Origin of the sequence: Pseudonocardia hydrocarbonoxydans (assembly GCF_006539565.1) — a bacterium.
GTDB classification, from domain to species: domain Bacteria; phylum Actinomycetota; class Actinomycetes; order Mycobacteriales; family Pseudonocardiaceae; genus Pseudonocardia; species Pseudonocardia hydrocarbonoxydans.
Genome location: NZ_BJNG01000011.1, coordinates 38,467 through 57,490 on the forward strand (window position 1 = coordinate 38,467; position 19,024 = coordinate 57,490).

Here is a 19,024-nt window from a genome sequence, read left to right on the forward strand (position 1 = left end):
CCCGCGGGAGGCGTGTCCGTGGCCGATCCGACGCGTTAATCTGCGCGCGACGACAGGCAGGGGGACCGATGCAGTCGCTGGAGCTGGTGACCGACGGGCGTCGGGTGCAGGTCCCCATCGGGCGGCCGTTCGTCATCGGGCGGGGCCCGACCGCCGATCTCGACCTGCCCGGCGAGCACGTCTCGCGCACGCACCTGGTCGTCGAGCACACCGGCGGGCGCTGGACCCTCACCGACCACTCCCGCTTCGGCACCTACGCCGACGGGCGGCGGGTCACGACGATGGCGCTGACCGGCCCCACGGTGGTGCACCTCGGGTCGCCGCCGACGGTCACGGCCCTGGAGTTCCGGCCGGCCGGGGCGCCCGCGCGGCCGATGCCGCCGCGACCGCCCCTGCCGCAGGCGCCGCCGGGCGGGGTCCTGGCGCGCCAGGGCGGCGGGGCCACGATGAGCTACAGCGTGGCGAGCGCCGCCCCCGCCGCGCGGATCACCGTGGGGCGCCTGCCCGACAACGACGTCGTGCTCGACGACCTGCTGGTCTCCCGCCACCACGCCGAGCTGTACCGCACCGGTCCCGGCTGGCAGATCACCGACCTCGGCACCGGCAACGGCACCTTCGTCAATGGGATACGGGTGCATCGGGCCGCCGTCGGGCCGCGCGACGTCATCGGCATCGGGCACGCGCTGCTGCAGCTCCAGGGCGACCAGCTCGTCGCCGCCGTCGACACCGGCGACGTCGCGTTCGAGGTGCGCGACATCTCCGTCGTCACCGACTCGGGCAAGACGCTGCTGAGCAACGTCGGGTTCGGGCTGGCCGGCAAGTCGCTGCTGGCCGTCGTGGGGCCCAGCGGCGCCGGCAAGTCGACGCTGCTGCGCGCGCTCACCGGCAGCCGTCCCGCCGACACGGGGGAGGTGCGCTACGCAGGCCGCGACCTCTACGCCGAGTTCGACGAGCTGCGCCACCGCATCGGCCTCGTCCCGCAGGACGACGTGCTGCACCCGCAGCTGACGGTGCTGCGGGCGCTGCGCTACGCCGCGCGGCTGCGCTTCCCCGCCGACGTGCCCCGCGCCGACCGGGAGCGACGCATCACCGAGGTGCTCCACGAGCTGGACCTGACGAAACAGGCCAAGCAGCGCATCGACACGCTCTCGGGCGGCCAGCGCAAGCGCACGTCGGTGGCGCTGGAGCTGCTCACCAAGCCCACCCTGCTGTTCCTCGACGAGCCGACCTCCGGCCTGGACCCCGGCCTGGACAAGTCGGTGATGCAGACGCTGCGCGGGCTCGCCGACGACGGGCGCACGGTCGTCGTCGTCACCCATAGCGTCGCCAACCTCGACCAGTGCGACCGGCTGCTCGTGCTCGCCCCCGGCGGCCACGTCGCCTACTTCGGGCCGCCCCGCGAGGCGCTGGAGTACTTCGGCCAGCCCGACTTCGCCGAGATGTTCCTGCTGCTCGGACGGGTGCCGGGCGAGCAGCTCGGGATGCGCTTCCGGCAGTCGGTGCAGCACCGCCGCTACGTCGCGGGCGCCACCGGGCACACGCCGCGGGTCGAGACGCGCGCCGCGCCCGCGGTGGCGCCGCCCCAGCAGCGCTTCGGCACCCAGCTCGCGGTGCTGTGCCGCCGGTACCTCTCGGTGATCGCCTCCGACAAGCAGTACGCGATCTCGCTGGCCGTGCTGCCGCTGTTCCTGGCCCTGATCGCCCGGCTGGTCCCCGGGGAGTCCGGGCTGTCGGCGAGCGCCGCGATCGCCGCGCGCGACGTGCAGCCGCTGCAGCTGATGCTTGTGCTGGTCGTCGGCGGGGCGCTGGTGGGGCTGGCCGCGGCGATCCGCGAGCTGGTGAAGGAGAGACCGGTCTACATCCGGGAGCGGGCCATCGGGCTCTCGCTCGGGGCCTACCTCACGTCGAAGGTGCTGGTGCTCGGCGTCATCACCGGGCTGCAGGCCGTCGCGTTCACGCTGCTGGCGCTGCTCGGGCGCAACCTGCCCGACGAGCCCGTGCTGTTCGGGTCGCCGCTGACGGAGGTGTTGCTCGCCGTCGTCGGGGTCACCGTCGCCACGATGGTGCTCGGGCTGGCGATCTCGGCGTGGATCGACAACGCCGACCGCGGCATGCCGCTGCTCGTCCTGGTCCTCATGCTGGAGCTGGTCGTCAGCGGCGGGATCTTCCCGGTGCACGGCCGCCCGGTGCTGGAGCAGCTGTCCTGGCTCGTGCCGTCACGGTGGTCGTTCTCGATGGGGGCGTCCACCGTCGACATGAACACGCTGATCGGCGACCCGGACCCGCTGTGGGAGCACACCGCCGGGCAGTGGCTGCTGTCCGCGGGGGCGCTCCTGCTGATCAGCGCGGTGCTGGTGACGCTCACGGCGGTGCTGCTGCGCCGCCTCGACCCGGTGCGCGCGAGGCGCTGACCCGGCGGCTGGTCCAATGGCCCGGTGATCGACGACGACCGACCGACCGGACCGCTGTCGGGGGTGCTCGTCGCCGACTTCTCCCGCATCCTGGCCGGGCCCTACGCCACGATGCTTCTCGCCGACCTCGGCGCCACGGTGATCAAGGTGGAGGGTCCGCCGACGGGCGACGACACCCGCACCTGGACCCCGCCCGTCGCCGACGACGGCACGGCCACCTACTACCTGTCGATCAACCGGGGCAAGCGCTCGATCGTCCTGGACCTGCGCGACGCCGCGGACCTCGCGCTCGCGCAGCGGCTCGCCGCCCGCGCCGACGTCCTGATCGAGAACTTCAAGCCGGGCGGCCTCGTCCGGTTCGGGCTCGACCACGCCGCGGTCTCCGCCGCCAACCCGGGCGTCGTCTACTGCTCGATCAGCGGGTTCGGCCCCGGGTCCGCGCTGCCCGGCTACGACCTGCTGGTGCAGGCGACGTCGGGGCTGATGAGCGTCACCGGCGAGGCCGACGGGCCGCCGCTGCGGGCAGGCGTCGCCGTGTTCGACGTCATCACCGGGCTGCACGCCACCGTCGCGATCCTCGCCGCGCTGCGCCACCGCTCCGCCACCGGCGAGGGGCAGCACGTGGAGACGAACCTGCTCTCGGCGGCGCTGTCCGGGCTGGTCAACCAGACCTCGGCGGTGCTCGCGGGAGGGGTCACGCCGGGGCGCCTGGGCAACGCGCACCTGAGCCTGTTCCCCTACGAGCCGCTGCCCACCGGCGACGGCGAGCTGATCGTGATCGCGGCCAACGACGGGCAGTTCCGCAGGCTGGCCGAGGCGATCGGCGCGCCGGAGCTGCTCGACGACCCGCGCTTCGGCTCCATGGGCGACCGCAACGCGCACCGCGCCGAGCTCCGCCCGCTGCTGCTGGAACGCCTCGCCACCCGCTCCGCGCAGGAGTGGTTCGACGTCCTCGGCGAGGCCGGGGTGCCGTGCGGCCCGATCCAGACCGTCGACGAGGGGCTCGCCCTCGCCGCCCGCCTCGGCCTCGACCCGGTGGTGGCGCCGGGTGGTGTGCCGAGCGTCCGCAATCCCGTCACCTACTCGGCCACACCCCCCTCCTACCACCGTCCGCCACCGGCTCTCGGCGCCGACGACGCCGAGATCCGCGCCTGGCTCAGCGCCTGACCCCACCGCGGCCGGGACTCGCGGCCCCGGAAAGAGGGACTCGCGCGCGGGGAACGGGGGACTCGCGCGCGGGGAACGGGGGACTCGCGCGCCGGGAACGGGGGACTCGCGGGGGATCCCCGCGAGTCCCCCGTTCTGCGCCCGCGAGTCCCCGGTTTCGCGCCCGCGAGTCCCCGAGACGCACCGAAGCCGCGACACCTCGTTCGTGTCGCGGCTCCGGGTCCGGCCGGGTGGTCAGTTTCCGCCGAAGGGGCTCTGGCCGAACGGGGTGTTCGGCGAGCGGCCGCCGCCCGTGGTGGAGGCGGCCTGGTCCGGGGCGCTGCCGAGGGTCACCTCGACGGTGCGCTCGGCGCCGCCGGCGGTCACCGTCAGCGTCACCTGCTCGCCGGGGGTGCGGGCACCGATGCGGGCGACGAGGTCGGCGAAGTCCTCGACGCGGGCGTCGTCGACCTTGGTCACGACGTCGCCGGCCGCCAGCCCCGCCTGCGCCGCCGCCGAGCCGGGCTCCACGGCGCCGATCTGCGCGCCGCCGCCGTCGCCCGCCGCCGGGTTGCCCTGGACGCCGAGCACCGGCTTGGTGGCCGCGCCGGTGTCGAGGATCTCCTGCGCCACCCGCTGGGCCTGGTCGACCGGGATCGCGAAGCCCAGGCCGATGCTGCCGGTGCTCTCGCTGCTGCCCGTCGCGATCGCGGAGTTGACGCCGACGACCCGGCCCTGCAGGTCGACCAGCGGGCCCCCGGAGTTGCCCTGGTTGATCGGGGCGTCGGTCTGCAGCCCGTTGTAGACCACGGCCGAGCCGTCCTCGCCCTGGACGGCGACGGTGCGGTCGAACGCGCTGACGATGCCGGTCGTGACCGTGCCGGTGAGCCCCTGCGGCGACCCGATGGCGACGACCTGCTGCCCGACCTGCAGGTCGGCGCTGCTGCCCAGCGTGGCGGGGGTGAGCCCGGAGGCACCCTGCAGCCGCAGCACGGCGAGGTCGTAGCTCGGGGAGCTGCCGACGACGGTGGCCTCGTAGGCGGTGCCGTCGGCGAGGGTCACGCTGATCGGGCCGGTGGCGCCCGCGACGACGTGGTTGTTGGTGAGCACGGCGCCGTCGGCGGTGAGGACGATGCCGCTGCCCTCGGCGGTGCCCTGCGCCAGCGGGACCCGGATGTCGACGGTGCTCGGCGTCGCGACCGCCGCGGCGCCCGCCACCGTCCCGGGGTCGGCGTTCGCGGCCGGGGCCGCGGCCGACGACGTCAGCGTCGTCGAGGGGCGGGAGCCGTCGCCCAGCAGGGCGTAGGCGCCGCCGAAGCCGGCGCCGCCCCCGACCAGGCCGGCGATCAGCGCGGCGGCGACGATGCCGGTCATCGGCCGCGGGCGGCGCGGCCGCGGCTCGACGAGGGTCGGCGGGCCGCCGGGGCCGGTCGGCCCGGCGCCGTACGGGGCGGGCGACGGCGGTGGTCCCCAGTGCGCGCGGGCGCCGGCCTGCGGCGCGCCGGGCGCGGCGGCGCCGGCGTAGGCGGGGACGGGGTGCTGGTCGGCGCGGGGGCCCTGGGGCGCACTCGCGTCCGGGCCCTGCTCCCTGTTCTCGGTCATGACCCCACCGTGCCCGCGGAGTCTGGGAGGGGCCTGAGACGTCGCTGGGAATCTCCCACCGGTCCGCCGCTGTCCGGGCCACCGACGCCGCGAGCGTGCCCGGCGGCCGCGGACCGGCCCGGGTGCGGGGCCGGTGCGCGCGATCGTGAGGACCGGACGGCTCGGGTCAGCGCACCAGCTCGACGATCGTCGCGTTGGCCGTGCCGCCGCCCTCGCACATCGTCTGCAGGCCGTAGCGGATGTCGCGGTCGCGCATGTGGTGCACCAGCCGCGTCATCAGCACCGTCCCGGACGCCCCGAGCGGGTGCCCGACGGCGATCGCGCCCCCGAGCGGGTTGAGCAGGTCCTCCTCGACGCCGAACTCGGCCTGCCACGCCAGCGGCACGGGGGCGAACGCCTCGTTGACCTCGAACGCGCCGATGTCGGAGACCGACAGCCCGGTGCGGCTGAGCACCTTCGCGGTGGCCGGGATGGGGCCGGTGAGCATCTTCAGCGGGTCGGCGCCGCTGACCGCGCCGCCGTGGTAGCGCGCGATCGGGGTGAGGCCCAGCTCGGCGGCCCGCGTGGCGGACATGACCAGCACCGCGGACGCGCCGTCGGAGATCTGCGAGCTGTTGCCCGCGTGGATCACCCCGTCGGCGCGGAACACCGGTTTCAGCGCGGCCAGGGTGTCGGCGGTGGTGCCGCGGCGCAGGCCCTCGTCGGCGGTGAGGCCGGGGGCGTCGGGGACCGGCGCGAGCTGGGCGTCGAACGCGCCCGCGTCGATCGCGGCGGCGGCGAGGTCGTGGGAGCGCGCCGCGTACTCGTCGAGCCTGCGGCGCGGGAAGCCCCAGGCGGCGGCGATCCGCTCGGCGCCGATGCCCTGGTTGAAGTCCCCGCCGGGGAACTCGCCGCCGGTCAGGTCGGCGGCGTAGCGCTCGCGGACCAGCGGGCCGTAGGGGCGGCCCAGGTCACGGCCCGCCCCGAGCGGCACCCGCGTCATCGACTCGACGCCGCCCGCCACGACCACGTCGTACTGCCCGGCGAGCACCATCCCCGCCGCGAAGTCGAACGACGACTGGCTCGACCCGCACGCCCGGTTGACCGTCACCCCGGGGACGCTCTCCGGCCAGCCCGCGGCGAGCACGGCGTAGCGACCGACCTGCGCGGCCTGGTCGCCGACCTGGTTGACGCAGCCCCACACCACGTCGTCGACGACGCCGGGGTCGAAGCCGGTGCGTGCGGCGAGCGCGCGGAGCACCACCGCGGACAGGTCGACGGGATGGACGTCGGCGAGCGAGCCCTTCCGCCTGCCGATCGGGGTGCGGACCGCGTCGACGATGACGGCCTCGGGCATGTGATCTCCTCCACTGGGGCATCCGCTGGGACGTCCGGTGCCCCGAGGGTAAGGTGGAGGGCGCGAAGGGGAGTAGCTCCCAACGTCGCGGTCGACATACTGGCGCTCCGCCTCCAGCGGGCTCCCGGCCGCACGGCCTGCATCCATCGGGACGTCCAGTCCTGGCTAGGCGAGCGAGACCTTCGATCCGGTGACTGCATCCGGGTCGAAGTGGTCCGCCCACCTCGATCCGGTCCGAGATCGAGGGACGTGTCCGCATGGACGGCTTTCTGGTGGCGTGCGCGGTGAGCGCCGTCGTCGTGTTCGTCGCCGAGCTGGGCGACAAGTCGCAGCTCATGGCCCTGGCCTTCGCCACCCGCTACCGCGCGTGGACGGTGGTACTGGGCATCACCGTCGCGACCTCGGTGGTGCACCTGCTGTCGGTCGCGGTCGGGCACGGGCTGGGGGCGGCCCTGCCCACCGGCTGGATCTCGCTGGTGGCCGCGTTCATGTTCGTCGGGTTCGGCGTGTGGACGCTGCGCGGTGACTCGCTGAGCGACGCCGAGCGGTCCCGGGCCGCGCGCGCCGGCGGGTCGGCCCTGCTCGCCGTCACCGTGGCGTTCTTCCTGGCCGAGCTGGGCGACAAGACGATGCTCGCCACGATCACGCTGGCCACCCAGTACGGCTGGGCCGGGGTGTGGGTGGGCTCCACGGTGGGCATGGTCGCGGCCGACGCGCTGGCGATCGTGGTCGGCCGGCAGCTGGGCAGGCGGCTGCCGGAGCGCACGATCGCGGTCGGGGCGGCGCTGTTGTTCCTGCTGTTCGGTGCCGGCCTCGGGGCCGAGGCGGTCGCGCAGCTCACCGGCGAGCCGGTGTGGACCGCCCTCGCCCAGGTCCTCGACCACCACGCCGCCGGGTGGATCGCGCTCGGGATCGGCCTGGCCGCGGTGCTGCTCACGGCCTGGGGTCGCCACGTCGCCCGGGTGCCGGGGCCGCAGGTCGCGCTCGGGGCGGCGGCCGGCTGGGCCCGCGCCCTGTTCGCCGTGGCGACGGTGCTCGGCCTGGCCGCGCCGCTGCTGGTCGGCACCGACGTCCTCGACCCGATCGCGCTGTTCGACGACCCCGGCGTCGTCGTGATCGGGGCCGGCCTGGCCCTGCTCGGTGTGACGCTGTTGCTGGCGGCCCAGGCCCAGGTGGTGCGGTCGCAGATCGCCGCGGGCGGCGGGCGGGTGCTCGCCACGAGCGGCCTGCGCCGCTGGGTGCGCCATCCCGGCCTCACCGGGACCGTGCTCGCGATGGGCGGCACGCTGGTCATGGTGCCGACGGTGCTCGGCGTGCTCGCCGCGGTGCTGCTGGTCGTCGCGGTGCAGGTGCAGGTCCGGGCGGTGCGGGAGCCGATGCTGGCCCGCCTGCACGGCGAGACCTACACCGACTACGCCGCCCGCACCGGCCGGTTCCTGCCACGGGTCATGCCCGTCGAGCACCCGGGGCTGCCGCACCGGGAGCACACCCGCGTCGGTTAGTTCGGGGCGTCAGCCGCCGACCAGGGCGGGCGTGCCGCGCTCGGCGAGCTCGGCCTCCTTCTCCCGGATGATCGGCAGGACGTGGGTGCCGAAGTGCTCGACCTCCTCCTGGAAGTGCAGGTAGCCCAGCAGCAGCAGGTTCGCGCCGCGGCGCTTGTACTCGATCGCGCGGTCGGCGATCTGCTCCGGCGTGCCGATCAGCTGGGTGCGGAAGCCGTCGTTGTACTGGACCAGGTCCTCGAACGAGGAGTCCGCCCACATGCCCTGCTTGTTCCCGGTGGACGCCCCGGCCTGCTGCACGGCGTCGCGGAAGCCCTCGACGGCCGGCTTGTTCGCCTTCGCGATGATCTCGCGCAGCGTCTCGCGGGCCTCCTTCTCGGTGTCGCGGGCGATCATGAAGCCGTTGAGGGCGAACTTCGGCGGCGTCGCCCGGCCCGCGTCGCGCGCGTGCCCGAGCACCTCGGTGACCTGCTCGGTGAAGCCCTCGTAGTCCTTGCCGTTGGAGAAGTACCAGTCCGACACGAGGCCGCCGTTGCGCCGGGCGGCCGAGGAGTTACCGCCCTGGAAGATCTCCGGGTGCGGACGGCCCGGGACGTCGAGCGGCTTGGGCTTGAGGTCGAAGTCGTGGATCCGGTAGAAGTCGCCGCGGAACTCGGCGGAGTCGCTGGTCCAGATCTCGCGCAGGACCCGGATGAACTCCTCGCTGCGGCGGTAGCGCTCGTCGTGCTCGAGCCAGGGCTCACCGAGCGCGGTGAACTCGGCCTTGAGCCAGCCGCTCACCACGTTGACGGCGATGCGTCCCTTCGAGAGGTGGTCGGCGGTGGCGACCCACTTCGCCAGCACGCCGGGCTGCCACAGGCCGGGGTGCACCGCGGCGATGACCTTGAGCCGCTCGGTGGCCAGCAGCAGCGCCAGCGAGAAGCTGGTCGACTCGTGCTGGTGGTCGGCGCCGTAGCTGGCCATGTAGCGCACCTGGCTCAGGGCGTACTCGAAGCCGCTGTTCTCCGCGATCTGCGCGAGCTTGCGGTTGTAGTCGTAGCCCCAGTCAGTGCGCTGCTCGATCGTGCTGGTGACCAGACCGCCGCTGACGTTGGGCACCCAGTAGGCGAATTTCAGGGGGGTGTGGAGCGATTCCTCGGACATGCGACAGCCTTTTCTGGGATCGGTGCAGGAAATGATCGGAGAAACGCCGTGGGAAGCGGCAGCAGTGCGCTGAGCTGCGCGGATACCGCCTCAGTGACAGGCGGCGGAGGCGACGCGGAGCAGGTCGACATGGCGTCGACAACAGAGCACGCGCGCGAACATGATTCAGACCTTTCCCGGTCGGTCGCGCCCGTGTCAACCGTGAGCGGCCACGGCCACATCGATTTCCCCGATCCGGTATGAACCCGGGGGGCGGCGGCGTTGTACCGGTCATGACGCGCACGCTCACCGACCTGCACCGCGACTGGGACGCCTGGCACGCCGAGCGCGAGGACCAGCTGCGCGAGCCGCACGGCTGGCTGAGCCTCACCGCCCTGCACTGGCTCACCCCCGAGCCCCGCGCGATCGACGGGCTGCCCGGCCGCTGGAGCGCCACCCCGGACGGCGTCGTGATCACCGCGGCCGCCGCCGACGGCCTCGCGGTGCGGGGCGTCCGCGGGCCGCGGCCGGTCGAGGGCACCGTGACCCTGCACCCGGTGAACGGCCTGCCCGGATCGCTCGTCGAGGTCGGGGACCGGGTCGTCGAGATCGCCCGGCGCACCGACGAGCACGCGCTGCGCGTGCGTGACCCGCAGGCGCCCACGCGTGTCGGGTTCACCGGGGTGCCGACGTTCGACGTCGACGAGCGCTGGGTCCTCGACGGCGTGTTCGAGCCCTACGCCGAGCCGGCGCCGGTCACCGTCGACGCGGTGGTCGACGGGCTGCGACACCACCTCACCGCGGTCGGCGTCGTCCGCTTCGACCTCGACGGCGAGGAGCGCTCCCTCGTGGCGATGCCGGGCAAGCAGGGCGGGCTGTCCCTGCACTTCCGCGACGCCACCAACGGCGTCACGACCTACCCGGGCGGGCGCTCGGTGCAGGTGGCCGACCCCGTCGACGGGCGGGTGGTCGTCGACCTGAACCGGCTGGTCAACCTGCCGTGCGCGTTCACCGACTTCGCCACCTGCCCGCTGCCGCCCGCCGGCAACGTGCTGCCGGTGGCGGTGCAGGCGGGGGAGAAGCTGCCCCGCCGGGTGTCCTGACGGCCTAGGCCCAGGCCCCGCCCGACAGCGCGGCGGAGCGGGCGCGGAAGCCGACCGTGCCCTCGACGATGCCGTGCACGAGCTCGGCGCGGTTGCGCCCGGTGGCCGGCACCGTGGGCCCGAGGGCCCGGGCCAGCTGGCGCAGCACCGGCACGGTGAACCGCCGGTCGGCCAGGTGCGCGACGATCCCGTCGCGCGTGTCCATGGCCCGGATCGCCTCGACGTCGGCCGACAGGTCGACGGCGGGTGCGGACCGGCGCGGGCGGGTGGGCGCCGCGCACGGGGTGAACACCAGCCGGCCGCGGCCCTCGGCCAGGGCGCGCAGCTGCTCGGGGGACAGGTCGTTCAGCAGGCGCTCGAGCGCGTCGGACGGCAGGCTCACGCGGCCATCCCCTCGGTCCCGTCGATGTGCGCGGAGACCTCGGAGACCAGCTCGCGCAGCTCCCGGGTGAGCGCCCGGCCGGTTCCGCCCAGGATCACCGGGACGCCGTACTCCGGCGCCGGGCCGTAGACGGCCTTGCTGTCGCGGATGGTCGTGGTCAGCGGGGCGACGCCGCCGGCCTCGATCCGGCTCATCACCGCACGCTGCGCCTCGATCGGCCGGTCGTCGTGCAGCTGCACCATGGTGAACACCACCGACGCCGGCGGGCGGCTGATCGGGTCCAACGCGCGCGCGTTGTACTCGTCGACGAACTCGCGGATCTTGAGGCCCAGCGAGTCGATGCCGTTGGTGGACAGGTAGTCGGGCTTGGTCGGGATCAGCAGCAGGTCGCTGGCGGCCACGGCGTTGCGGGCGATGAGGCCGAAGTTGGGCGCGCAGTCGATCAGCGCCACGTCGTACTCGGCGAACGCCGGGTGCTCCAGCCCGGCGCGCAGCCGGCTGTGCAGGTCCAGGAAGCGCTCCGGGGCCGACATCAGCTGGGCGGCCAGCGTCGTGTCGACGTCGGAGAGGTCGCGGTGGGCGGCGATGAGGTCGAGCCGGCCCGGGGAGCGCGACAGCTTCTCCCGCACGCGGCGCGGCGTCGAGACCAGGCCCTCGGGGCTGTGCAGGGCGGTGCCGTCGTCCAGGCCGTCGAACCAGTGCTTGATCGTGCGAGAGGGCAGCAGCTGTTCGGCCCACTCGGGTGGCGTGAAGAACGAGACCGTCAGGCTGGCCTGCGAGTCGAGGTCCAGTAGGAGGACCTTTCTCCCTCGCGCGGCGAGTCCGGCACCGAGGTTGGCGGTGAGCGTCGTCTTGCCCACGCCGCCCTTGTGATTGATGATCGAGACGACCTGCACGGCTCTCCTCCCACAGTGACGCGGCGCAACGATGCCATACGCCCTGTGCACGCCCTGATCAGGGTTCGCGGGTCCCACACCACCCTTTCGGAGGGCCTCGGAGACCCCCGCGGTGCGCAGCGTCCCGGCCGGATCCCCGTGGTGGGACGGGGTGTCCCGAGTGGGTGGTGCGTCACACCCCGGTCGCTCACGCAGCGGCGGCACGGCGTCTCCCACCGTCACGACCGGGTCCGGCGCGCGGTGGCCGGTACGACTGGTGCGACGAACGACGTGGCGGCCGTCCGGAGAGCGGGACGGCGGACGCGCCGACCGGTCGCGACGGTCGCCCGCGGGGCACTCCTAGAGTCCGGGCATGCCACCCGACATGCACAGCCTCGCCGACGACCTCACGGCCGAGACCGCCGTCCTGCGGGCGCTGCTCGCCGATCTCGACGACGCCGGCTGGGAGGCGCCCACCCCCGCCGCGGGCTGGGCGGTGCGCGACCAGGTGAGCCATCTGGCCCACTTCGACGACGCCGCGGTGCAGTCGGCCACCGACCCGGACGCGTTCCGGGCCGGGCTGGCCGCACTCGTGGAGTCCGGGATCGACCCGGACCGGATCGCCGAGGGGTACCGCGACCTCGCCCCCGCGGCCCTGCTCGACTGGTTCGAGACCTCCCGTGCGCGGCTGGTCGCGGTGTTCGGCGACCTCGACCCCGGCGTCCGGGTGCCCTGGTACGGGCCGCCGATGAGCGCGGCCTCCTCCCTCACCGCCCGGATCATGGAGACCTGGGCGCACGGGCAGGACGTCGCCGACACCGTCGGGATCACGCGCGAGCCGACCGGGCGACTGCGCCACGTCGCCCACATCGGGGTGCGGGCCCTGCCGTTCAGCTACCTGCTGCGCGACCGCGCCGTCCCCGACGTGCCGGTGCGGGTGGAGCTCGCGGCCCCGGACGGCGGGACGTGGACCTGGGGCCCCGACGACGCCGCCGACCGCGTCACCGGGCCGGCCCTGGACTTCTGCCTGCTGGTCACCCAGCGCCGCCACCGCGACGACCTGGCCCTGGAGGCCTCGGGCCCGGTGGCGACGGAGTGGCTGTCGATCGCGCAGGCCTTCGCCGGCGCCCCCGGCCCGGGCCGGCCCCCGGGGTCGCCGGCCTGAGCGCCCGCCCGGCCCCGAATCGCAGGAAGGCCACCTTCACGCAACCAGGTTGCGTGAAGGTGGCCTTCCTGCCACGGCGACGGGCGGGTCAGCGCGCGGCGGGCTCCCGCTCGTCGGTGTCCCGGCGCAGCGCCCGGCGGATGACGGGCAGCAGGAGCAGGACCGCGATCACCAGGTAGACGACGATCGACAGCGGCGTCGAGACCAGTGTCGACCAGTCGCCGTCGGCGATCTGCAGGGCGCGGCGCAGCTGCAGCTCCGCGTCCGGGCCGAGGATGACGCCGATGATCGCGGGCAGCACCGGCAGGCCGTAGCGGCGCATGAGGAACCCGATGCCGCCGATCACCAGCAGCACGATCAGGTCGACGGGCTGGCCGCTCACCGCGTACGCCCCGACGCAGGCGAAGAACAGGATGCCCGCGTAGAGGTAGGGCCGCGGGATCTGCAGCAGCTTCGCCCAGACCGGGGCGAGCGGCAGGTTGAGCACCAGCAGCAGCACCAGGCCGATGAACAGGCTCGCGATCAGCGTCCAGACCAGGTCGGCCTCGTTGACGAACAGCAGCGGCCCCGGCTGGATGCCGAACTGCTGGAAGGCCGCGAGCATGACCGCCGCGATCGCGGTGGTCGGCAGGCCCAGGGTCAGCATCGTGGACAGCGTGCCCGCCGAGGAGGCCGAGGCCGCCGCCTCCGGGCCGGCCACGCCCTCGATCGCGCCCTTCCCGAACAGCTCGGGCCGCTTCGAGAGCTTCCGCTCGGTCACGTACGACATGAACGTCGACATCTCCGCGCCGCCGGCCGGGATGGAGCCGAAGGTGAACCCGATGAACGGCCCGCGCAGCCACGGCTTCCAGGTGTGCGCCAGGTCCTCGCGCGAGAGCCAGGGCCGCCCGACCGGGATGACCTCGTCCTGCGTGCGGCGCAGGTGCGCGGCCACCCACAGCGCCTCGCCGACGGCGAACAGCCCGACCGCGACGATGATGACGTCGATGCCGTCGGCGAGCTGCGGCACGCCGAAGGTCAGCCGCGCCTGCCCGGAGATCGGGTCGAGCCCGACCAGCCCGATCGTCAGGCCGATGGCCAGCGCGGCGAACCCGCGGACCCGCGAGGTGCCCAGCACCGCGGTGACGGCGACGAAGGCCAGCACCATGATCGCGAAGTAGTCGGGCGCGCCGATGTCGACGGCCACCGAGGCGACGAGCGGGGCCAGCAGCACGATGCCGACCGCCCCGACGATCCCGCCGATGAAGTGCCCGATCGCGGCCGCGGCGAGCGCCTGCGCCCCGCGGCCCTGTCTCGCCATCGGGTTGCCCTCGATCGCCGCGATCACCGACGCGGACTCGCCGGGGGTGTTGAGCAGGATCGAGGTCGTGGAGCCGCCGAACATGGCCCCGAAGTAGATGCCGGCGAACAGGATGAACGCGCCGGTCGGGTCGAAGGCGTAGGTGACGGGCAGCAGCAGTGCCACCGCCATGGCCGGGCCGATGCCCGGGAGCACGCCGATCGCGGTGCCCAGGAGCACGCCGATCGCGGCGAAGAGCAGGTTGCCCGGCGTCAGCGCGGCGGCGAAGCCGCCCATCAGCGAGTTCAGCGAGTCGATCATGATTCCGCCTCCGCGGGAAGAAGCACGTCGTCGGGCACTATCCGAACACCCCCATCAGCGGGCCACCGGGCAGGTCGACGCCGAGCAGGGTGTCGAACAGGATCCAGGTGGTGAGCGAGACCCCGGCCGCGATCAGCGGATCGCGGGGGACCGAGCGCGAGCCGAGCGCGTAGGTCGCGCCCCAGAACAGGCCCGTACCGGCCAGCGGCCAACCCAGGACCGGGATGGCGGCGGCGGTCGCGACGAGCACGCCCGCCAGCAGCAGCACCGTGCGCTTGTCGGCGGGCACCGTCAGGTCGACGTCCTCGCCGCCCTCGGCCTCACCGTGGCCGCCGGAGAGGACGTCGCGGGCCAGCAGCACCGCCAGCAGCACCAGCAGCGCGCCGACCAGCAGCGGCACCGCGTGCGGGCCGAGCGGGTCGGAGCTCGTGGCGGCGACCGAGCCGAGCAGGCTGTCGACGACGACCACCAGCCCGACGAGCAGCAGCAGCGCGGAGACGCCCAGCTCGGAGCGCTCCCTCAACCAGACCGTCACGACACCAGCCCCAGTTCCCGCAGCACACCGGCCACGCGGTCGTTCTCGGCGGCGAGGAACGCGCCGAAGTCGTCGCCGACCAGGAACGCGTCGTCCCAGCCGTTGGTCGCCAGCGCCTGCTCCCACTCCGGCGTGCCGTGCAGGGCGGTGAACGCCTCGACCAGCTCGGTGCGGGCGGTGTCGTCGAGCCCGGGAGGGGCGACGATCCCGCGCCAGTTGGTGAACTCGACGTCGATCCCGGACTCGGTCAGCGTCGGCGCGTCCAGGCCCGGCGCGCGCTCCGCCGAGGTGACCGCGAGGACCCGCAGCTCACCGGCGGCCACCTGCTCGGCGAACTCGCCGAGCCCCGACACCCCGAAGGCGACCTTGTCGCCCAGCACCGCGGCGAGCAGCTCGCCGCCGCCGTCGTAGGACACGTAGTTGACCGCGGCCGGCTCCAGCCCGACGGCCTGCGCCATGAGCATCGGCGCCAGGTGGTCGGGGCCGCCGGGGGAGGACCCGCCGCCGACGGGCACCGCGCCCGGGTCCGCCGTCCACGCCGCGACGAGCTGGTCGATGGAGGTGTAGGGCGAGTCCTTGCCGACGACGACGATCTCGCTCTCCTGCGTCAGCCGCGCGATCGGCGTGACGTCGGCCAGGGTGGCGGGTGAGGAGTTGGTGAACACCGCGCCGACGACGCCCAGGCCCATGGACATGACCAGCCGGTCGTTGCCGCTCTCGTTGACGGTGCGGCCCAGCCCGACGGTGCCGCCCGCGCCGGGCAGGTTGAACACCTCCACCGCGCCCGAGGTGCCCGAGTCCTCCATCGCGCGGGCCGCGGTCCGGGCGGTGATGTCGTAGCCGCCGCCGGGCGCGTTCGGGACGAGCACCCGCAGGCCGCGCAGCTGGGTGCCGTCACCGCCGCCCGCGGCCGCGCCGATCAGGGGTGGCACCAGCAGCACCGCGGCGATCGCCGCGACTACTCCCCATATCCATCGTGGCAGCAGGGTCCGGGGACGCATGGGCCGTCCTCTCCGTCGAGGTGTGGTGCGGGTCATCGTGCGGGCCGACGGGCGGGGTGTCTCGCTTGGCGACGCAACGGTCGTTGTGGTCGTTGTGGACACGGGCGTGCGAAGCTCCGGGCATGACGGCCCCCAGGACGCTGGCGCGCCAGTTCCTCGGCTGGCAGCTGGGGATCGTCGCGCTGCTGCTCGCCGCCGTCGCCGCGCTGGCCGTGACGCAGAGCGACGCCGCGTTCCGCGAGACCCAGGGCCGGCGGATGCTCTCGGTCGCCGAGGACGTCGCGGCCACCGCGGCGCTGCGGCAGAGCCTGGAGGCGGGCGAGTACGGGCCCCTGCCCGGCATCGCGACCACGGCGCGCAACCTCTCGGGGGCCGACGGGATCGCGGTGGCGGACGCCGACCTCGTCGTGCGCACCGCGGCCGACCCGTCCGCCGTCGGCGGCCCGTTCGCCCTCGGTGACAGCACCGCGGCGGCGGGCCGGTCCTGGGTCGGCTACCCCGACGGGCGCACCGTCGTCGCACACGTGCCGGTGCTCGACGACGACGCGGTGGTCGTCGGGATCGTCGAGGCCCGGGTGGCGGCCCCGCCGCTGCTCACCGGCCTCGTGGCGGCCCCGGGGCAGACGGCCGCCCTGCTCGGCGTCGCGCTGGTCGTCGGGGTGGTGGGGTCGCTGCTGCTGGCCCGGCGCGTCCGGCGCCAGACGCTCGGGCTGGAGCCCGCGGAGATCGTCGAGCTGGTGCAGCGGCGGGAGGCGATGCTGCTCGGCGTCAAGGAGGGCGTGGTCGGCATGGACGCCGCGCACCGCGTGACGCTGCTCAACGGCGCCGCCCGCGAGCTGCTCGACCTGCCCGCCGACGTGGACCTCGACGCCCTCGACGGCCGGCTGCGCGACGTCCTCACCGGCGCCAGCGCGGGGGAGGACCAGGTGGTGCTGCGCGGGGCGCGGGTGCTGGTGCTCAACCGGATGCCGGTCGTCGTCGACGGGACCGAGGTGGGCGCGGTGGTGACGCTGCGCGACCGCACCGAGCTGGCCACGCTGCAGGACCGCCTCGACGCCTCCCGGCACGTCACCGACACCCTGCGCGCACAGACCCACGAGTTCGCCAACCGGCTGCACACCATCGCCGGGCTCACCGAGCTGGGCGAGCACGACGAGGTGCGCCGGTTCGTCGCCGGGGTGGTGGCCGAGTCCGACCAGTGGCGCCGCGAGGTCACCGAGCGGGTCGGCGACCCGGCCGCGGCGGCGCTGCTGGTGGCGAAGGCGAGCCTGGCGACCGAGCGGGGCGTCGCGCTGCGGCTCGCCGGCGGCACCCGGCTCACCGCCGCCCGCCGCGACGCGGCGTTCTCCGCCGACGTCGTGACGGTGCTGGGCAACCTCGTCGACAACGCCATCGACGCCGCCGGTGCGGGCGGGTGGGTCGAGGCCGGGCTCGACGGCGACGGGGACGGCGGCGTGCGCGTCACCGTCCGCGACTCCGGCCCCGGGGTCGCGACGGAGCTCGCCGACGAGGTGTTCCGGCACGGCTTCACGACGAAGGCGGCCGAGGAGCCCGGCGGCCGCGGGCTGGGCCTCGCGCTCGCCCGGCAGGTGTGCCTGCGCCGGGGTGGCACGATCGCGGTGCACAACGAGGACGGTGCGGTCTTCACCGCGACGCTGCCGGGGGTGGACTGATGCGCGTGCTCGTCGTCGACGACGACTTCATGGTCGCCCGCGTGCACAGCGCCTACGTCGCCCGCATCCCCGGCTGCGCGGTGGTCGGCGTCGCGCACACCGGGGCCGACGCGCTGCGGCTGGCGGCCGAGCTGCGCCCGGACCTCGTGCTGCTCGACGTCTACCTCCCCGACGTCTCCGGCCTGGAGGTGCTGCGCCTGCTGCGCACCGGCTCCGCCGACGACCCGTTCGTCCTGATGATCACCGCGGCCGACGACTCCGTGACCGTCACCGGGGCGCTGCACGGCGGGGCGGCGCACTACCTGGTGAAGCCGTTCGACGCGGCGGTCCTCGCCCAGCACGTCGAGCGGATCGGGCGGGTGCGCGGGCGGCTGGCCGGGCTGGACCGGGCGGGGCAGGACGACATCGACACCGTGTTCGGTGCGCGTCCCGGCGTCGCGACGCGGCTGCCCAAGGGGCTCACGTCGACGACCGCCCGGCTTGTCGAGAAGGTGCTCCGCGACGCCGACGGCGACCTGTCCGCGAGCGAGTGCGCCGAGCGCACCGAGCTGTCGCGGGTCAGCGCGCGGCGCTACCTGGAGCACTTCGTCGAGACCGGGGCGGCGGTGGTGCGCCTGCGCTACGGCGGCACCGGACGCCCGGAGCGCCGCTACCGCTGGGGGTCCTGAGCGGCGACCGCCCCGGCCGTCGGCGTCAGCGTCGTCTGGGTGAGGATCGCCGCGGCCAGCGGCGCCACCACGGTGCGCGTGATCGCGTGCCCCATCCCCGGGATCCGCACGAGCCGGCCGCGGCCCAGCGCGCGGGCCAGGTGCCCGGAGTGCGGCGGCGGGTTGATCGGGTCCTCCGGTGCCTCGACGACCAGCGTCGGCACCTCGACGGCGGCGAGCTCGGCGCCGCGGTCGAGCCCGGTCTGCGCGGCGCGGGCGTGCGCGGCGGGGTTGTCGTGGCGCCCGGCGTGGGCGATCACCCGCCGCTCCAGCGCGCGGAACTCCTCGGCGTCGAACGGGGTGCCGGTGCCGCTGAGCGCCCGCCAGTGTGCGACGCGCCAGTCGAGCTCGGCCGGGGCGTCGCGGGGGTCGGCCAGGTGCTCCCACAGCGCGAGCAGCTCCGCCGGCGGCGCGGGCAGGTCGGGCGAGCCGTACCCGCCGAGCGCCGCGGTGCAGAACACCGTGGCCGTGGCGACGCGCCCGGGCGCGTCGAGCAGCACCAGCTGGACCAGCGTGCCGCCCATCGACATCCCGACGAGGTGCGCGCGCGGCACGTCGAAGGCGTCCAGGACGGCGACGACGTCGGCGGCCAGGTCGGTGACCGCGTAGGGGTGCTCGTCGAACGCCCACGTCGAGCGGCCGGTGTCGCGGTGGTCGTAGCGGATCACGCGGTGCCGCTCGGCGAGCCGGTCGACCAGCGCGTCGGGCCAGACCAGGCCGGAGGCGTTGGCGCCCATCACGAGCAGGACGGGCTCGGGCTCGGGGTCCGGGCCGGTGGCGGGCAGGTCCTCGGCCCACAGGCGCACACCGGGGGCGACGTCGACGAGGCGTTCCACGGGACCAGCCTGTCACAGCACGCTGCCC

Annotated in this window: 16 protein-coding genes; 7 read left to right on the forward strand and 9 right to left on the reverse strand. The window is 74.7% G+C overall.

Going from position 1 to position 19,024, the window contains the following annotated elements:
- Positions 1-68 precede the first annotated feature (68 nt).
- Both PHY01_RS05560 and PHY01_RS05565 read left to right on the forward strand, forming a co-directional pair.
- On the forward strand, positions 69-2,411 hold the full coding sequence (locus tag PHY01_RS05560; RefSeq protein WP_141277443.1) for an ATP-binding cassette domain-containing protein: 2,343 nt from the start codon (positions 69-71) through the stop codon (positions 2,409-2,411).
- A gap of 24 nt (positions 2,412-2,435) precedes the next feature.
- Positions 2,436-3,578 (forward strand): CaiB/BaiF CoA transferase family protein, encoded by a 1,143-nt coding sequence (locus PHY01_RS05565; RefSeq protein ID WP_141277444.1) that lies wholly within the window; start codon positions 2,436-2,438, stop codon positions 3,576-3,578.
- Between the two features lie 234 nt (positions 3,579-3,812).
- Here the strand turns inward: PHY01_RS05565 and PHY01_RS05570 are convergent, their stop codons facing one another.
- Complete coding sequence (locus tag PHY01_RS05570; protein ID WP_141277445.1) at positions 3,813-5,159, reverse strand: S1C family serine protease; 1,347 nt, start codon at positions 5,157-5,159, stop codon at positions 3,813-3,815.
- A 166-nt stretch (positions 5,160-5,325) separates the two neighbouring features.
- Positions 5,326-6,495 (reverse strand): thiolase family protein, encoded by a 1,170-nt coding sequence (locus tag PHY01_RS05575; RefSeq protein WP_141277446.1) that lies wholly within the window; start codon positions 6,493-6,495, stop codon positions 5,326-5,328.
- Between the two features lie 257 nt (positions 6,496-6,752).
- On the opposite strand from PHY01_RS05575, the gene PHY01_RS05580 reads away from it, so the two are divergent.
- Positions 6,753-7,997, forward strand: a complete 1,245-nt coding sequence (locus PHY01_RS05580; protein ID WP_141277447.1) for a TMEM165/GDT1 family protein — start codon at positions 6,753-6,755, stop codon at positions 7,995-7,997.
- 9 nt (positions 7,998-8,006) lie between these two features.
- On the opposite strand, the gene sfnG is transcribed toward PHY01_RS05580, so the two are convergent.
- A complete protein-coding gene (sfnG, locus tag PHY01_RS05585; RefSeq protein WP_141277448.1) occupies positions 8,007-9,140 on the reverse strand; it encodes a dimethylsulfone monooxygenase SfnG in 1,134 nt (377 codons plus the stop codon).
- Positions 9,141-9,412: 272 nt separating this feature from the next.
- On the opposite strand from sfnG, the gene PHY01_RS05590 reads away from it, so the two are divergent.
- Positions 9,413-10,222, forward strand: coding sequence for a DUF1684 domain-containing protein (locus PHY01_RS05590; protein ID WP_141277449.1), 810 nt, complete (start codon positions 9,413-9,415; stop codon positions 10,220-10,222).
- A 4-nt stretch (positions 10,223-10,226) separates the two neighbouring features.
- Here PHY01_RS05590 and PHY01_RS05595 read toward each other — a convergent pair whose 3' ends face one another.
- Both PHY01_RS05595 and PHY01_RS05600 read right to left on the reverse strand, forming a co-directional pair.
- Entirely contained in the window at positions 10,227-10,604 is a 378-nt protein-coding gene (locus tag PHY01_RS05595; protein ID WP_141277450.1) for a hypothetical protein, read from the reverse strand.
- On the reverse strand, positions 10,601-11,500 hold the full coding sequence (locus PHY01_RS05600; RefSeq protein ID WP_170183653.1) for a ParA family protein: 900 nt from the start codon (positions 11,498-11,500) through the stop codon (positions 10,601-10,603). The genes PHY01_RS05595 and PHY01_RS05600 overlap by 4 nt, the downstream gene beginning before the upstream one ends.
- A 352-nt stretch (positions 11,501-11,852) precedes the next feature.
- On the opposite strand from PHY01_RS05600, the gene PHY01_RS05605 reads away from it, so the two are divergent.
- Positions 11,853-12,644 carry a TIGR03084 family metal-binding protein gene (locus PHY01_RS05605; protein WP_141277452.1) on the forward strand — a complete coding sequence of 264 codons (792 nt, stop codon included), beginning with the start codon at positions 11,853-11,855 and terminating at the stop codon, positions 12,642-12,644.
- Positions 12,645-12,732: 88 nt separating this feature from the next.
- On the opposite strand, the gene PHY01_RS05610 is transcribed toward PHY01_RS05605, so the two are convergent.
- Genes PHY01_RS05610 through PHY01_RS05620 form a run of 3 tightly spaced genes read right to left on the reverse strand, consistent with a single transcriptional unit; the run spans position 12,733 to position 15,780 of the window.
- Entirely contained in the window at positions 12,733-14,244 is a 1,512-nt protein-coding gene (locus PHY01_RS05610) for a tripartite tricarboxylate transporter permease (RefSeq protein ID WP_218030015.1), read from the reverse strand.
- 37 nt (positions 14,245-14,281) lie between these two features.
- A complete protein-coding gene (locus tag PHY01_RS05615) occupies positions 14,282-14,779 on the reverse strand; it encodes a tripartite tricarboxylate transporter TctB family protein (protein ID WP_141277453.1) in 498 nt (165 codons plus the stop codon).
- Positions 14,776-15,780, reverse strand: coding sequence for a Bug family tripartite tricarboxylate transporter substrate binding protein (locus PHY01_RS05620; protein ID WP_141277454.1), 1,005 nt, complete (start codon positions 15,778-15,780; stop codon positions 14,776-14,778). Before PHY01_RS05620 ends, PHY01_RS05615 begins: the two co-directional genes overlap by 4 nt.
- 122 nt (positions 15,781-15,902) lie before the next feature.
- Here PHY01_RS05620 and PHY01_RS05625 point away from each other — a divergent pair, with 122 nt between their 5' ends.
- Together PHY01_RS05625 and PHY01_RS05630 are read left to right on the forward strand one after the other, a co-directional pair.
- On the forward strand, positions 15,903-17,453 hold the full coding sequence (locus tag PHY01_RS05625) for a sensor histidine kinase (RefSeq protein ID WP_141277455.1): 1,551 nt from the start codon (positions 15,903-15,905) through the stop codon (positions 17,451-17,453).
- On the forward strand, positions 17,450-18,121 hold the full coding sequence (locus PHY01_RS05630; protein ID WP_174824085.1) for a response regulator: 672 nt from the start codon (positions 17,450-17,452) through the stop codon (positions 18,119-18,121). Before PHY01_RS05625 ends, PHY01_RS05630 begins: the two co-directional genes overlap by 4 nt.
- Here PHY01_RS05630 and PHY01_RS05635 read toward each other — a convergent pair.
- Complete coding sequence (locus PHY01_RS05635) at positions 18,103-18,996, reverse strand: alpha/beta fold hydrolase (RefSeq protein WP_141277457.1); 894 nt, start codon at positions 18,994-18,996, stop codon at positions 18,103-18,105. The two genes, PHY01_RS05630 and PHY01_RS05635, sit on opposite strands and share 19 nt — an antisense overlap.
- Between the last annotated feature and the right edge of the window lie 28 nt (positions 18,997-19,024).